The organism is Pseudarthrobacter sp. LT1 (assembly GCF_035621795.1).
GTDB lineage: Bacteria > Actinomycetota > Actinomycetes > Actinomycetales > Micrococcaceae > Arthrobacter.
Genome location: NZ_CP141830.1, coordinates 3,996,077 through 4,010,828, shown reverse-complemented (window position 1 = coordinate 4,010,828; position 14,752 = coordinate 3,996,077). Strand labels below are relative to the sequence as shown.

The following is a 14,752-nucleotide window of genomic DNA, read 5'->3' as shown; positions in this document are numbered from 1 at the left end:
AACAGCAGCTGGCACCCACTAGAAAGGCACCACCCGTGACTATCACTGCCGACAACGCCTCCTCCATCGCCGAACTCGAGCGCCTCAAGGTCCTGCACAACGGCACCAAGGGCAAGCTCACGTTCTCCGACGCGGAGTTCGAGCGCCGCCTTGGCGGCCTCCGCAAGATCATGGCCGCCAAGGAGCTGGACGCGGTCATCCTCACCAGCTACCACGGCATCAAGTACTACTCCGACTTCCTGTACACCACGTTCGGCCGCAACTACGCCCTGGTGGTCACCTCAGACGACTCCGTCACCGTCACCGCCAACATCGACGCCGGCATGCCGTGGCGCACCTCCTACGGCGAGAACATCGTCTACACCGACTGGCGCCGCGACAACTTCTACTTCGGCCTCCAGGAAGCCCTGCGCCAGCGCGGCGTCAAGGCCAGCCGGCTGGGAGTCGAGGACGACTTCCTCCCGGGCCTGACCCGCGAAAAGATCGCCGCCGCCTTCCCGGGCGCCCAGCTCCTGGACGTCTCCCAGGACGCCATGCGCCAGCGCATGATCAAGTCCGCCGAGGAAATCGAAGTCATCAAGCATGGCGCCCGCATCGGCGACCTGGGCGGCGAGGCCATCCGCAACGCCATCCGCGAAGGAATCTCCGAGTACGAGGTGGCCCTCATCGGCACCGAGGCCATGGTGCACGAGATTGCCAGGACCTTCCCGGACCGCGAGGTCCGCGACACCTGGGTGTGGTTCCAGTCCGGCATCAACACCGACGGCGCCCACAACTGGGCCACCACCCGCAAGCTGCAGCAGGGCGACATCCTCTCGCTCAACTGCTTCCCCATGACCTCCGGCTACTACACCGCCCTGGAGCGGACCCTCTTCCTGGGCCAGCCGGACGAGCGCTCGCTGGAGCTGTGGAACATCAACGTCGAGGTGCACGAGCGCGGCCTGGAACTGATCAAGCCCGGCGCCGTCTGCAAGGACATCGCCGCAGAGCTCAACGAGATCTACATCAGCCACGGCCTGCTGGCCAACCGCACCTTCGGCTACGGCCACTCCTTCGGCGTCCTGAGCCACTACTACGGCCGCGAAGCCGGGCTGGAGCTGCGCGAGGACATCGACACCGTCCTGGAACCGGGCATGGTGGTTTCCATGGAGCCGATGATCACGGTGGCGGACGGCCTGCCGGGCGCCGGCGGCTACCGCGAGCACGACATCCTGGTGATCGGCGAGGACAACTCGGTGGAGAACATCACCAAGTTCCCGTTCGGCCCGGAACACAACATCGTCGGGGCATAGGTAACTGAACTGCCGAGGCGGCGCCGTGAACCCACGGCGCCGCCTTCGGCGTCTATCGCAGACGATAGGGAAAGATGGTGTCCACCATGACTCCTGCAATAACTTCTGACAGCACTGGCAACGGAGCCGGCACCAACGGCGGGACGGACGCCAAAGGAGCCTCCGTCGTCGTCAATGCCATCGCCGTCCTGCGGACCTTCACAGCGGACGAACCCCTGCTGGGCGTCACGGAAATCGCCAACCGCGTGGGCATGCACAAAAGCAGCGTGTCCCGGATCCTGGCCACCTTCGAGCAGGAAAACCTGGTGGAACGCGACCCGGAAACCAAGCGGTTCCGGCTGGGCCTGGGGCTCATCGCCGTCGCCGGACCGCTGCTGGCCGAGATGGAGGAACGCCGCGTTGCCTACCCCGTCCTTCGGCAGCTGACCGAACAGACCGGCGAAACCAGTGCCCTCATGCTGTGGAACGGTGACGAGGCCATCTGCGTGGAGCAAATCGCCAGCCACCACCAGATCAAGCACACCACGCCCCTGGGCGCCCGCTACCGGGATGCAATGAGTGCCTCGGTCCAGGTGTTCCTGTCCACGCTGCCGGCCGAGCGGGTGCGTGAACTGTTGCGCAGCGGAACCATCACCTTCCCGGGACTGGACGACGACGGACTGGCGGCCTACGAAGCAAGGCTCCAGGATGTTGCGCAGCGGGGATGGGCGGGGAACTACGGCGAATCGTCCATGGACGAGGTGGGCGTGGCCGCGCCCGTCCGCGACCACCGCGGCGACGTTGTGGCGGCCGTCCTGATTCCGGCTCCGCGGTTCAGGGTGTCCAAGGAACAGTTCGAGAGTCTGGGGGAGGCCTGCATGGCCGCCGCCGCCAAAGTGACCGGCCGGCTGGGTGGCCGCACGGGAATCTGACGCTGCCAGGTCAGGGCAGTGCCGCCGGGGTGCCGGTCTGAGTCCCGACCGCGCTGACGGCGACCACACCGCCCCAGGGGTCGCTGATCACGGCGCTCCGGAACCCCGGCGTATCCATCGGCGCCATGACAATGCCGCCGCCCAGGGCAACGGCCCGGTCAGCGGTCCTGTCTGCATTGGTGACCCCGAAGTTCACACTCCAATGTGGAGGAACAGCCACGCCGTCGGTGGCGGTGGCGACGGCCACCAGCTGGTCTTCGAGAAGCCACAGTGAAAAGGGCGCGTCCGGCGGTGACTTCAGCTCCCAGTTGAACATTGCCTTGTAAAACTCCTGGGCCTTTCCAAGCTCCGGGGTGTGCAGCGAACTCATGGCCCAGCTATTGGGCTGGTCTGCCAGCTCAACGCCGTCGTTGACGCCCGCCTGCCGCAGGCAGAACAGCACGCCGGAGGAATCGGCAACCAGTTGCGAATGGGCCCGGGCATCGATGGTCCCGAGCTGCCGGCCTCCCGCCTGCTCAGCGAGAGCTGAGGCCTGCCCGATATCACGCACACGGACATGGGTCAGCCAACCCGCGGGCGACCCCGGCGGGGCCTGCCCCACGCCGCCCACAGAGCGGCCGTCAAGGCGTGCCAGCCAGTACCCACCCTCCAACCCCGGCATCGGCAACGCCTCGTCGAACGTCCAGCCGAACAGTCCGCCATAGAACTCTTTGGCCCCCTGGGGGTCCGGTTGCCAGGTGTCGACCCAGCACGGCGCACCCACTGAGGAAGTAGTCCGCTTTGCCATCCACCAAGCCCTTTCCATCCGAGTGGCCCGGACCTGGGGGGCCCGGCCACAAGGCAATGCCCGGCAAGCATACGCCCGGAAGCGGAAGCCCGCAGGAGATCAGGGCAGCCCGGCCATCCTCGCCGCCAGGTGCAGCGCTGCGAGCCGCCCCGTTCCCCGCGGATCCCCTCCGCAGAGTTCAAATATCCGTTGCAGCCGGTGATGCATCGACTGCCGCTCCAGGTGCAGTTCGCGTGCCGACTGGGCTGTGTTGCAGCCGGAGTCCAGCCACACCTGCAGGGTCTCCAGCAGCTGGGACTGCCGCTGTGCATCATGCTCCAGGACTGCCCGCAACTGCCGGCTCACGAACGCTTCCCGGGACGAGGCATCCAGGCAGGTCAGCGCGAGGCTTTCCACGGCAGTGTCCTGGGCATCAACCACAACCAGGCCCCGGGACGGATACCGCCTGCGCGCCGACGCATTCCGCCGGCGGATCTGCCGCACCTCCAGGGCGCGGCGGGCCTCCGCCAGTGACCAGGCTGCCTCCGCCACCCCCTCTGCCAGCGGCCCCACGGCGATCACGGCGTCGTGATCCCCTTCCAGTCCCTGCAGGGACTCCAGGAGCAGTCGCCGCTCCCCGGCAGTCTCGGTGCACGGCAGGCCGATCATCACCACCAGCTCCGTGTCGTCAAGGTAGGCGGCGCAGGGGACCCGCTGTGAGCTGAGGAAGTTCTCGATGGCACCACGCAGCTCCTGCGGTGCAGCCGCGTGGATGGCGGCCACCACGGCAGGGGAGTCCGTGGGGAAGCCGGCGCCGGGGGCCAGCTGCTCGAGACGCCACTCCGGTGCGGAATTCAGCACGGCGCGCATCAGTTCAGCACCGGCCAGGGCATGCAGTCCCGGAGGCGTGTGCTGCAGCAGCGCCAGGCCCAGGATGTCCACGGCGCGCTCCCCGGCCACCTGGGCCAGCGCCGTGTCCGCGACATCCGGCACGTGCACTTCGAGCCGTCCCATGAGGACCCCGCGCACGGGGATGTCCACGGTGATGACCGTTCCGCCGGCCACCGGGTAAAAGCCGCCGTGCCCACCTGGCCCGGTGCCGTCGTCGTCAGCTGTTCCTTCTCCCGCTTCCGCGTCTACCCCGTTACTCCAGCCCTCCGGCGCTGCGCTGCCCATGGTTACTCCCCACGGGGAGGTGAGCTTTACGGCTGAGGCGGTGATGCCTGCCAGCACGCCCAGGATCTTGTCCAGTGAAGCGCCATGGGCCAGCTCGGCAGCCATGGCGCGCGTGGCGGCATCCGCCTGCTGCAGGTGCCCCACCGATTCGCTGACAAGCATGGAGTTGATGGCCTGCATGACGCCGACGAACGGCACCACCTTGCGCAGTTCCACCACGGGAAGGCCGTATTCCTCAGCCTTCTGAAGCATGTCTGCAGGGATTTCCGGCAGTGCACCGCCCGTCTCGATGGCCAGGGCAGCCACGCCGCGCTGCGCCAGCTCACGGACGTAGTCCCCGCGTTTGGCCGGGGTGGCGGTGGCCAGCGTGATCCCACCGCAGAGCAGCAGTTCCCCGCCTCGGAGCAGGGGAGCGATGTCCAGCACCTCGCTGGAGTGGACCCAACGGACCGGCTGGGCGTCTGCCATAGCCCCTTCCGGGTGGACCACGGGATCTGCGGCGGCAAGGGCGGGGTGGGCGAGTATTTCGCCGAGAAACACTGACACGACAGTCCGTAACGTAGAAGAAGGATTTGTTCGACAGATTGTATCTTGTTGCTTGTGATGAGGGCCACATAGCCTTGTTTGTACTTATCCACCTCACGGAGGCCCCCATGCAAGAAAAGCTTTCAACAGCCACGCACGGCCAACCTGACCAGGCCACACAGGACCACAGCGCCGTGGACCATGAAGCCTGGCTGCAGCCCATCCCCGAATCAGCACGCACACGCAAGGTATCCGGCCAGTTCTGGATCTGGGCGGGCGCCAACCTGGCACCCATCAACTGGGTGCTGGGGGCACTCGGTATCCAGCTGGGACTCGGACTCGCGGACACCATAACCGTCCTGGTGCTGGGCAACCTGATCGGCATGCTGCTCTTTGGCTGCTTCGTCCTCCTGGGCCAGAAGACCGGAGCCACCGGCATGGTCCTGGCCCGGGCGGCATTCGGACGGCGCGGCAACTACCTGCCGGCCGCCATCCAGGCCCTGCTGGTCATCGGCTGGTGCGCGGTGAACACCTGGATCATCCTGGACCTGGTCATGGCGCTCTTCGGGACCCTTGGCTGGGTTGACCCGGAAGCCCCCAACTACGCCTGGAAGATCGGCGTTGCGACCTTCATCATGGCCCTCCAGGTTGCCATTGCCTGGTTCGGCTACAAGGCCATCGCCGCCTTCGAAAAATGGACCGTACCGCCCACCATCCTCATCCTGGCCGTCATGTCCGCGGTGGCATGGTTCGGCATGGACATCAACTGGAGCTACGCCGGTCCTGCCGGCGCCGTCCTGGAAGGTTCCGAGCGCATCGCGGCCATGAGCGCCGTGATGACCGCCATCGGCATTGGCTGGGGCATCACCTGGTTCACCTACGCCGCGGACTACTCCCGGTTCGTCAGCACCAGCGTCCCCAAGAAGAAGGTCTACCTCGCTTCGGTACTGGGCCAGTTCATCCCCGTGGTGTGGCTCGGCGTCCTGGGCGCCAGCCTGGCCACCAACAGCGGCGAGATCGATCCCGGCAAGCTGATTGTCATGAACTTCGGCGCCATGGCGCTGCCCGTACTGCTCATGGTGCTCCACGGCCCCATCGCCACCAACATCCTGAACATCTACACCTTCTCCGTGGCCACCCAGGCCCTGGACATCTCCATCAGCCGCCGCAAACTCAACCTGTTCGTGGGCGTCTTCTCGCTCGGCGCCGTCGTCTTCTTCATCTTCCAGGAGGACTTCGCAGCGGTACTCGACGCCTGGCTGATCGGCCTGGTGGCATGGGTGGCCGCCTGGGGCGGCATCATGCTGGTGCACTACTTCTGGCTGGAGAAGCGCTGGCCGGGCGGCACCGACCGTCTGTTCGACGGCGTGGGCACCAAGCGGCTGCCGGTGGTCAACTTTGCCGGGGTCATCTCCCTCGTGGCTGGGATCTTCGCTACGTGGCTGTTCATGTACGGCCTGATCCCCATCATGCAGGGCCCCATCGCCGTGGCCCTGGGCGGCTGGGACCTGTCCTGGCTGGCCGGCGGCCTGACCAGCGCCGGGGTGTACGCCATCCTCGGCCCGCGGCAGCACATCCGCTACCTCGCACTTGAGCCGCGCACCACGCAGAAGGTGGACGCCACCCCTGGCGCGACCGCTCCGGAAGCAGGGAGCCCGGAGAGCACGCCCGCTCTTCCCGCCCTCTAAGCTCACCACCCCGAAGAACCTGGCGGGCGCCCAGCGCCCGCCGAAAGGATTTCCCGTGAACAAGCCCGCCATCTCGGACGCCCTGCACCCCATCACCTGGCCCGAGGGCTTCAAGGCCGCAGCGTCCTTCACCTTCGACGTGGACGCCGAGTCCTGCACCATCGCCCACGATCCCGCCGGCACCCGGCGCATGTCGTTGATGAGCCACCAGTCCTATGGTCCCAAGATCGCGGTCCCGCGGCTCCTGGCCATCCTGGCCCGCCAGGACATCCAGGCCACCTTCTTCATCCCCGGCTTCACCGCCGAGTCCTACCCCGACGTGGTCCGGCAGATCGTGGACGGCGGCCACGAGGTGGCCCACCACGGCTACCTGCACGAACCCATGCAGGGCATCGACGCCGCCACCGAGGCCAGCTACATCGACCGTGGCCTGGAGGCACTGGCCAAAGTCGCAGGTGTCCGGCCCGTGGGGTACCGGGCTCCGTGGTGGGAGCTCAACTGGCACTCGCCGGGCCTCCTGGCGGACCGCGGGTTCCTCTACGATTCGAGCCTGCTCGACGGCGACGCACCCTACCGCTTCGCTGTCGCCGCGGACGATCCCCGGGACATCGTGGAGATTCCCGTGGACTGGACCCTTGACGATTGGGAGCAGTACGCCTTCTACCCCGGCGTTACAGGCAGCGGCGTGATCGAGAGCCCGGCCAAGGTCCTGGAAATGTGGACCCTCGAAGCCCAGGCCCACCACTCCCAGGGCAGCTGCTTCGTCCTCACCAACCACCCGTTCATTTCCGGCCGGCCGTCCAAGGCTGTAGCGCTGGAGCAGCTGATGGAGCGGGTGAAGGCAATGGACGGCATGTGGGTGACCACCATGGAGAACATTGCCCGGCACACCCAGGCCACGGTCACCGAGGTCCACACCCACGCGCGGATCGAGGTGCCGGTATTCCCGGGCGCGGGTGCACAGTTCAAGCCGGCCGTCGTGCGGCAGGGGGTGCTGGCCTAGCGTCCGTGGGCAATTAGCGGCCGGCGGCGGGATTTCCCGCCGCCGGCCGCTTTTGGTTGCCCATGGACACCATCCGCGGTGCCGCCTATGGTGGCCGGAAAGGCCGGCGCCACCGGCCGGGAGGAGCTTCGATGGGACTTATGAACAACGCAACGGACGGAATCGAGCAGGAGCTCGACTGGCAGGTTCCGCTCTACGAACAGCTCCACCGGAATCCGGAACTCGGCCTCGCCGAACACCAGACCTCGGAAGCCGTTGCGGCGAAGCTGGCGGGTTGGGGTTTCGATGTGCGGCATTTTGGCGGCACCGGTGTGGTGGGCGTCCTTGCCAACGGACCCGGCCCGGGCGTCCTGGCCCGGGCCGACATGGACGCCCTCCCGGTCACCGAGGCAACCGGGGCAAGCTACTCCTCCGCCGTCCCAGGGGTGATGCACGCGTGCGCGCACGACATGCACGTGGTGGCCCTGCTCGGCGCGGCGAAGTACCTGGCAGATTACCGGGATGCCTGGCGGGGAACCTACACCGCCCTGTTCCAGCCGGCAGAGGAGACGGCGGCAGGCTCGCAGGCAATGCTCGACGACGGCCTGGCCGGCGGAATCCCGCGGCCGGACGTCGCACTGGCCCAGCACGTCATGCCCACCGAGGCGGGAACTATCGGCACCACGCCGGGTCCGGTGCTCTCGGCCGGCGACTCTGTACGGATTACCGTCCACGGCCGCGGCGCCCACGGCTCCATGCCGCACAAGTCCGTGGATCCGGTGGTGCTGGCCGCCTCGATCGTCCTCCGCCTGCAGACTGTGGTGTCCCGCGAAACGATTCCGGGGGAGTTCGCAGTGCTGACTGTTGGCTCGGTGAGCGCCGGAGCCACGGCCAACATCATCCCGGACCGGGCGGAGCTGCTGCTCAACCTCCGCACATACGACCTTGCCGTCCGGGCCGCCATGATGGCCGCCATCGAGCGGATAGTACGGGGCGAGTGCGCAGCCGCCGGTTCGCCGCAGGAACCGGAGTTCGAGTATTACGACCAGTACCCGCTGACCAGCAACGATGCGGAGGCCAACGCCCGGGTCACTGCAGCCTTCACCAGGACCTTCGGAGCGGACGCTGTCTACCGCACCGCCCCGCAGACGGCGTCAGAGGACTTCAGCCGCATCCCTGACGCATTCGGCATCCCGTACGTCTACTGGATCGTCGGGTCCGTGCCCCCGGAAACCTACCGGCGGGCCGTGGCGAATGGCACGGTGGACGCCGATATCCCTGCCAACCACTCGCCGTCGTTCCTGCCCGCCGTTGACCCTACCCTCCGCATGGCCACCCGGGCCCAGGCGGCGGCCGCGCTCGCCTACCTCGGTGCGGACGAAGCCTAGCCAGCCACGGACAGCAGGGACTTCATCTGCGCTGCGGCGTCGCTCCCCGGGGCCGGTGTGTACACCACGATGTGCAGGTCCGGGCGGTCCGACGGGGACACCTGGTGGTGTTCCAGCTGGAGCACCCCGACGGCGGGATGGTGGAAAAGGCGCTCGCGGGACTCGAAACCCAGGATGTCGTACAGGTCCCAGCCCTGCCGGAACTCCGGGCTCGCTTCCTTGAGCCGCTCCACCTGGTACTGAATGTCCGGATCGCCCAGCCGCTGCCCGGTTTCGGCCCGGAACTCTGCAAGGAAGCGCTTGCTGGTGGTGTCCCAGTCCGGAAGCAGGTTCCGGACGTAGGGGTCGGTGAACACCAACCACAGCAGGTTCCGGTCTGCCGCCGGCACGGTGGCGATATTGGGATACAGCGCCGCGTAGGCCTTGTTCCACCCGGCCACGCCCCAGTCCGGGAACAGGGCGAAGGACGGGTTGGGGTCCAGGGCATCCAGCAGGCGCTGGATGTGGGGCGGGGCGGTATCGGCTGCCGGCCCGGCGGGAGCTGCGGAGGCGTATCCGCCCAGTGACAGAACGTAGCCCAGGCCGGTGCTGGAGAGATGCAGTGCGCGGCTGATGGCCTCGAGGACCTGCCGGGACGGGCTGATATCCCGGCCCTGCTCCAGCCACGTGTACCAGGTGACGCTGACGCCGGAAAGGAACGCCACCTCCTCGCGGCGGAGCCCCCGTTCACGGGTGCGGCCGACGGGCGGCAGGCCGTAGTCGGCCCGCAGCGCCTGGTCGCGGCGGGCCCTCAGGAACAGGCCAAGTTCTTTTCGGCGCCCGGGATCACTCACCGGGAAATACTATTACTCTGGTACTCCCACTACTAGTAGCAGCGCTGTCTTCCGTCCGCGTCGCCCAGGCAAGAGGATGGTAAGTATGCCTGCACTCCGCTCTAAAACAGTCACCCATGGCCGCAACATGGCCGGCGCCCGCGCACTGCTGCGCGCCTCCGGCGTCGCCAATTCAGACATCGGCAAGCCGATCATTGCCGTGGCCAACTCCTTCACCGAATTCGTCCCCGGCCACACCCACCTTGCCCCCGTGGGCCGGATCGTCTCCGACGCGATCCTCGCCGCCGGCGCCGTGCCGCGCGAGTTCAACACCATCGCCGTGGATGACGGCATCGCCATGGGCCACTCCGGCATGCTCTACTCGCTGCCGTCCCGCGACCTGATCGCTGACTCCGTGGAGTACATGGTCAACGCCCACTGCGCCGACGCTCTGGTGTGCATTTCCAACTGCGACAAGATCACCCCGGGCATGCTCATGGCGGCGCTGCGCCTGAACATCCCCGTAGTCTTTGTCTCCGGCGGCCCCATGGAGGCCGGCCGCGTGACCCTGACCGACGGCTCCGTGCGCTCCCTGGACCTGGTCAACGCGATCGCCGACGCCGTGGACGAGTCCATCTCCGACGCGGACATCAACCTCATCGAAGAGAACGCCTGCCCCACCTGCGGCTCCTGCTCCGGCATGTTCACCGCCAATTCCATGAACTGCCTCACCGAGGCCATCGGCCTTTCCCTGCCGGGCAACGGCTCCGTACTGGCCACCCACACCGCACGCAAGGCGCTGTACGAGAAAGCGGGCGCCACCGTCGTCGAGCTGGTGAAGCGCTATTACGACGGCGACGACGACTCCGTGCTGCCGCGCTCCATCGCCACCGCCAAGGCCTTCGACAACGCCATGGCCCTGGACATCTCCATGGGCGGCTCCACCAACACCATCCTGCACCTGCTCGCCGCTGCCCAGGAGGCGGGCGTGGACTACGGCCTGGCAGAGATGGACGCCAAATCACGCCAGGTGCCCTGCCTGGCCAAGGTGGCCCCGAACGTTGCCAAGGACAAGACCTACTACATGGAGGACGTGCACCGCGCCGGCGGCATCCCCGCCCTGCTGGGCGAGCTGAACCGCGGCGGTCTGCTGCACAAGGACGTCCACTCCGTGCACTCCGCCGACCTGGACGGCTGGCTGGACGACTGGGACATCCGCGGCGGCAAGGCCACCGAGGAAGCCAAAGCCCTGTGGCACGCGGCCCCCGGCGGCGTCCGCTCTTCCACCGCGTTCTCGCAGTCGAACGAATGGACCTCCCTGGACACCGACGCCGCAGAGGGCTGCATCCGCTCCGTGGAGCACGCCTACTCCAAGGACGGCGGCCTGGCCGTGCTGCGCGGCAACATTGCCGTGGACGGCGCCGTGGTGAAGACCGCCGGCGTGGACGAATCCATCTGGACCTTCTCCGGCCCGGCTGTGGTGTGCGAATCCCAGGACGAAGCCGTGGAGAAGATCCTGAACAAGCAGGTCAAGGAGGGTGACGTGGTGGTGATCCGCTACGAAGGCCCCAAGGGCGGTCCGGGCATGCAGGAGATGCTCTACCCCACGTCCTTCCTCAAGGGCCGCGGCCTGGGCAAGAAGTGCGCGCTCATCACGGACGGCCGCTTCTCCGGCGGTACCTCCGGCCTGTCGATCGGCCACATCTCCCCAGAGGCTGCGTCAGGTGGTGCGATCGCCCTGGTGGAGGACGGTGACGTCATCAGCATCAACATCTCGCAGCGCTCCATGGAGTTGGAAGTTTCCGACGAGATCCTCGCCGAGCGCCGCGAGAAACTGCTGGTCAACGGCGGGTACAAGCCCAAGGACCGGGACCGCCAGGTGTCCGCTGCCCTGCGCGCCTACGCCGCCATGGCCACCTCCGCGGACAAGGGTGCCGTCCGGGACGTGTCCCTCCTGGAGCGCTAACGCCCACACCCGGGCGGGGGAGGAGGCAGGACAGGTCCTGCGGCACTCCTCCGCCCGGGCACAACGGGCCAAAGGGCCCGTCCTGTGGTTCGGCCGCTCGGGTACCCTGTTCACATGGTGCAGGGAGAGGCCGATTTCCGGGCTGAAGGCATCCTGCTCGCCGGGGCAGGACGGGCCATTCTGCTGCAGCTTGCCAACCCTGCGATCGGCCGCGGCGTGGCGGCGCACAGCACGTTCACCCAACGCCCGGTAAACCGCCTCAAGGGCACTCTCACGTACGTCTACGGCATCGTGTACGGAACTGAGGAGCAGGTCAAGGAAGTCCGGCGCCGGGTGAACCGCGCGCACGTTCCGGTACGCCGCACGGCGGGCGAACCGTCCGCCGGTTACAACGCCTTCGATCCGGCGCTGCAGCTCTGGGTGGCAGCAACGCTCTATGACACGGCGCTGACCATCGTCGAGAAGATCCGCGGCCCGCTCGGTGACGAGGCGGCCGACGCACTGTACCGGGACTACGCACGGATCGGCACCGCCCTGCAGCTTCCACCGGACATGTGGCCGAAGGACCGGGCGGCGTTCAGCCGCTACTGGGATGAGCAGCTTTCCACCCTCCGTGCCGAGGAAGAAGGCGTGCGCGTGGGGCGCGGCCTGCTGTTCCCCAAGCACACCGCACTCTGGTACCGCGCCATCATGCCTTCTGCGAGGTTCCTCACCGCCGGGCTCCTCCCGGAGCAGTTGCGGAAGGACTTCGGCCTCGTGTGGAGCGACCGCCACCAGCGACGCTTCGACCTGACATGGCGCATCCTTGCGGTGGCCTACCCCATGCTGCCGGTGCGCATCAGGCACTGGTTCAAGGACTACTGCCTGGCAGAACTTGAAAAAGACCTGCGGAAGAGCCCGCAAACTATGCAGCGGCAAGGAACCACTGCGTAGTTCCACGGCAGTCTTGCCCTAAAGGGGGTCTGCCAAAACCGGTTTCAGCAGGGCCCTCGCCAGGGCTCGGTGAGCACGGTTTGATGGAAGGCATGGCCCCCGAAACAACTGTCACCAGCACCCGTGCGCCCCAAAAACCCGGCGTGCAGCACCACGCGCACTGGGGAGGCGTCTTCGCGATGTCCCTGTGCGTCTTCGCCCTGATCGCCTCCGAATTCATGCCGGTCAGCCTGCTCACCCCGATGGCCGCCGAACTCCGGGTTTCCGAGGGGATGGTGGGGCAGGGCATCGCGATCTCCGGCCTTTTCGCCGTCGCCACCAGCCTGTCGGTGTCCACGCTGGCCGGCAGCATGAACCGCAAGACCCTGCTGCTGGGCCTGACCACGGTGATGGCTGTTTCCGGTGCCCTGGTCGCGATGGCCCCGGGATACCTGCTCTTCATGGTCGGCCGTGCCCTCATTGGCGTGGTCATCGGCGGTTTCTGGTCCATGTCCGCGGCCACCGCCATGCGGCTGGTGCCGGCCCACCAGGTGCCGCGCGCCCTGGCGGTCTTTAATGGCGGCAACGCCCTGGCCACCGTGCTGGCTGCGCCGCTGGGCAGCTACCTGGGCTCATTCATCGGGTGGCGTGGAGCGTTCTTCTGCCTGGTTCCGGTGGCGTTGCTCGCCCTGGTCTGGCAGTGGATCAGCCTTCCTTCCATGCCAGTGGAAAAGCGGGCGTCCGGAAACGTCCTCGGAATTTTCGCCGCATTCAAGAGCCCGGCTGTCGCCTGGGGGATGGCCGCCTGCGGCACCTTCTTCATGGGCCAGTTCGTCCTGTTCACTTACGTCCGTCCGTTCCTGGAGCGGGTGACCGGCGTGGAGGTGGCCACGGTGTCGCTCGTATTGCTGGTGATGGGTGTGGCAGGGTTTGCGGGCACCATGCTGATTGGCCGGTTCCTGGGGAAGGGCCTGTACCGGACGCTGGTCACCATCCCGGCGCTTATGGCGGTCATCGCCGCCGCCCTGGTCCCCACCGGCGGCTGGCTCGCCGTCGTGATGGTCCTCCTGGGTGTTTGGGGGCTGCTGTCCACGGCCGCCCCGGTGGGCTGGTGGAGCTGGATCGCAGAGGCCATGCCCCACGACGCCGAGGGAGGTGGGGGCCTGATGGTGGCCGTCGTCCAGACCTCGATCGCTGTCGGATCAACGCTGGGCGGCGTCCTGTTCGACTCAGCCGGCCACGGCGGCGCCTTCATGGTGGCCGCCGCTGTCCTCGCGGTCTCGTCGGTCCTGGCGTTCGTGACGGCACGGATCACAAGCCGGACCGCCTGACCGACCAACAGATTTTCCAATTAGCCGAAATAACAGGAGGAGAACATGAAGTACACCAAGAGCGGCGGCCAGACAGGAGCCGGACCGAAGGAATGGTTCACCGGCACCGTGCAGATTGACGGCATCCGCAACCCCGATGAACAGTCGGCGGTCGGGTGCGCCCACGTCCGCTTCGCCCCCGGTGCCCGCACCGCCTGGCACCACCATCCCAAGGGCCAGACCCTGTACGTCACGGACGGCATTGGACTGGTGGCGCGGCGCGGCGGGCAGGTCCAGGAAATCCGTCCCGGCGACGTGGTCTACATCGAGCCGGGGGAGGAGCACTGGCACGGGGCAACACCGGAGCGGTTCATGGCCCACGTCGCCATGCAGGAAGCGGACGAAAACGGGCAGGTGGTCACCTGGCTCCAGCACGTCACCGATGAGGAATACGGGGCCTGAGCACCCCTAACGACGGTGGGCGGACGACGGCGGGAGGTCCCGCCGTCGTCCGCCCACCTTCTTTCGTGGCAGCTTAGTCCTCGTAGGTGTTCGCGATGTAGACGTCGCACGGGGCGTTGTGCGCCACGCTGTTGGCAACGCTGCCCAGGAGCCGGCCGATGCCGCGCATCCTGCGGTTGCCCACCACGATCACCCGGGCGTCCAGGCGGATGGCTTCCTTGATCAGCGAATCAGCCGGCTTGCCGCGGGCGGCGAAGTGGGTGATCTCCACTCCCGGCCGCGATGCGCCCAAGGACTTTGCCACCATCTCCGAGCTGTCCGCGTTGGAGATCCGTACCTTGTCCGAGCCCACCCCAAAGGTTTCGGCGTTCTCGATCTCAAAGGCGGTCACTACATGGAGGGACGCTCCCAGTGACTCCGCCAGGTCCAGCGCCACTTCTGCGGCCTTCCGTGCGGACGGGCTGGCATCCACACCTACTACAACTACATTCGCCATTCGTTCGCTCCTTCGTATAGTCCTGCATTCAACGTTTATTGGCCAGTCTAAGGACTACCCGCCCGG

13 protein-coding genes are annotated in these 14,752 nt (G+C 67.1%); 9 read left to right on the top strand and 4 right to left on the bottom strand.

Features of this window, described 5'->3' with window-relative positions:
- Positions 1-35: 35 nt before the first annotated feature.
- Positions 36-1,292 carry an aminopeptidase P family protein gene (locus VIK36_RS18850; protein WP_324643195.1) on the top strand — a complete coding sequence of 419 codons (1,257 nt, stop codon included), beginning with the start codon at positions 36-38 and terminating at the stop codon, positions 1,290-1,292.
- A gap of 74 nt (positions 1,293-1,366) precedes the next feature.
- Positions 1,367-2,203 (top strand): IclR family transcriptional regulator, encoded by an 837-nt coding sequence (locus tag VIK36_RS18845; RefSeq protein WP_255173346.1) that lies wholly within the window; start codon positions 1,367-1,369, stop codon positions 2,201-2,203.
- Between the two features lie 10 nt (positions 2,204-2,213).
- Here VIK36_RS18845 and VIK36_RS18840 read toward each other — a convergent pair whose 3' ends face one another.
- Positions 2,214-2,990, bottom strand: coding sequence for a VOC family protein (locus VIK36_RS18840; RefSeq protein WP_324643194.1), 777 nt, complete (start codon positions 2,988-2,990; stop codon positions 2,214-2,216).
- 99 nt (positions 2,991-3,089) lie between these two features.
- Positions 3,090-4,691, bottom strand: coding sequence for a PucR family transcriptional regulator (locus tag VIK36_RS18835; protein WP_324643193.1), 1,602 nt, complete (start codon positions 4,689-4,691; stop codon positions 3,090-3,092).
- Between the two features lie 107 nt (positions 4,692-4,798).
- Between VIK36_RS18835 and VIK36_RS18830 the strand changes: the two genes are divergently transcribed.
- The 3 genes from VIK36_RS18830 (at position 4,799) to VIK36_RS18820 (ending at position 8,728) form a co-directional block, all read left to right on the top strand.
- Positions 4,799-6,358, top strand: a complete 1,560-nt coding sequence (locus VIK36_RS18830; protein ID WP_255173343.1) for a purine-cytosine permease family protein — start codon at positions 4,799-4,801, stop codon at positions 6,356-6,358.
- 55 nt (positions 6,359-6,413) lie between these two features.
- Positions 6,414-7,361: a polysaccharide deacetylase gene (locus VIK36_RS18825; RefSeq protein ID WP_324643192.1), complete on the top strand. Its 948-nt coding sequence runs from the start codon at positions 6,414-6,416 to the stop codon at positions 7,359-7,361.
- Positions 7,362-7,492: 131 nt separating this feature from the next.
- Positions 7,493-8,728, top strand: coding sequence for an amidohydrolase (locus VIK36_RS18820; protein ID WP_324643191.1), 1,236 nt, complete (start codon positions 7,493-7,495; stop codon positions 8,726-8,728).
- Here VIK36_RS18820 and VIK36_RS18815 read toward each other — a convergent pair.
- Positions 8,725-9,561, bottom strand: coding sequence for a helix-turn-helix transcriptional regulator (locus VIK36_RS18815; protein ID WP_255173340.1), 837 nt, complete (start codon positions 9,559-9,561; stop codon positions 8,725-8,727). The two genes, VIK36_RS18820 and VIK36_RS18815, sit on opposite strands and share 4 nt — an antisense overlap.
- 85 nt (positions 9,562-9,646) lie before the next feature.
- Here VIK36_RS18815 and ilvD point away from each other — a divergent pair, with 85 nt between their 5' ends.
- The 4 genes from ilvD (at position 9,647) to VIK36_RS18795 (ending at position 14,190) form a co-directional block, all read left to right on the top strand.
- Positions 9,647-11,506, top strand: coding sequence for a dihydroxy-acid dehydratase (ilvD, locus tag VIK36_RS18810; protein ID WP_324643189.1), 1,860 nt, complete (start codon positions 9,647-9,649; stop codon positions 11,504-11,506).
- A gap of 114 nt (positions 11,507-11,620) precedes the next feature.
- Positions 11,621-12,439 carry an oxygenase MpaB family protein gene (locus VIK36_RS18805; protein WP_324643188.1) on the top strand — a complete coding sequence of 273 codons (819 nt, stop codon included), beginning with the start codon at positions 11,621-11,623 and terminating at the stop codon, positions 12,437-12,439.
- 92 nt (positions 12,440-12,531) lie between these two features.
- Positions 12,532-13,749: an MFS transporter gene (locus VIK36_RS18800; RefSeq protein WP_324643187.1), complete on the top strand. Its 1,218-nt coding sequence runs from the start codon at positions 12,532-12,534 to the stop codon at positions 13,747-13,749.
- 45 nt (positions 13,750-13,794) lie between these two features.
- Positions 13,795-14,190, top strand: coding sequence for a cupin domain-containing protein (locus VIK36_RS18795; protein ID WP_255173336.1), 396 nt, complete (start codon positions 13,795-13,797; stop codon positions 14,188-14,190).
- 73 nt (positions 14,191-14,263) lie between these two features.
- Here VIK36_RS18795 and VIK36_RS18790 read toward each other — a convergent pair whose 3' ends face one another.
- A complete protein-coding gene (locus VIK36_RS18790; protein ID WP_324643185.1) occupies positions 14,264-14,686 on the bottom strand; it encodes a universal stress protein in 423 nt (140 codons plus the stop codon).
- Positions 14,687-14,752: the final 66 nt, after the last annotated feature.

What these genes read in the sequence shown, in the direction of transcription:
- VIK36_RS18800 (WP_324643187.1), top strand. Translation starts at nt 12,532, where the DNA reads ATGGCCCCCGAAACAACTGTCACCAGCACCCGTGCGCCCCAAAAACCC.
- ilvD (WP_324643189.1), top strand. Translation starts at nt 9,647, where the DNA reads ATGCCTGCACTCCGCTCTAAAACAGTCACCCATGGCCGCAACATGGCC.
- VIK36_RS18820 (WP_324643191.1), top strand. Translation starts at nt 7,493, where the DNA reads ATGGGACTTATGAACAACGCAACGGACGGAATCGAGCAGGAGCTCGAC.
- VIK36_RS18790 (WP_324643185.1), bottom strand. Translation starts at nt 14,686, where the DNA reads ATGGCGAATGTAGTTGTAGTAGGTGTGGATGCCAGCCCGTCCGCACGG.
- VIK36_RS18795 (WP_255173336.1), top strand. Translation starts at nt 13,795, where the DNA reads ATGAAGTACACCAAGAGCGGCGGCCAGACAGGAGCCGGACCGAAGGAA.
- VIK36_RS18845 (WP_255173346.1), top strand. Translation starts at nt 1,367, where the DNA reads ATGGTGTCCACCATGACTCCTGCAATAACTTCTGACAGCACTGGCAAC.
- VIK36_RS18840 (WP_324643194.1), bottom strand. Translation starts at nt 2,990, where the DNA reads ATGGCAAAGCGGACTACTTCCTCAGTGGGTGCGCCGTGCTGGGTCGAC.
- VIK36_RS18805 (WP_324643188.1), top strand. Translation starts at nt 11,621, where the DNA reads ATGGTGCAGGGAGAGGCCGATTTCCGGGCTGAAGGCATCCTGCTCGCC.
- VIK36_RS18830 (WP_255173343.1), top strand. Translation starts at nt 4,799, where the DNA reads ATGCAAGAAAAGCTTTCAACAGCCACGCACGGCCAACCTGACCAGGCC.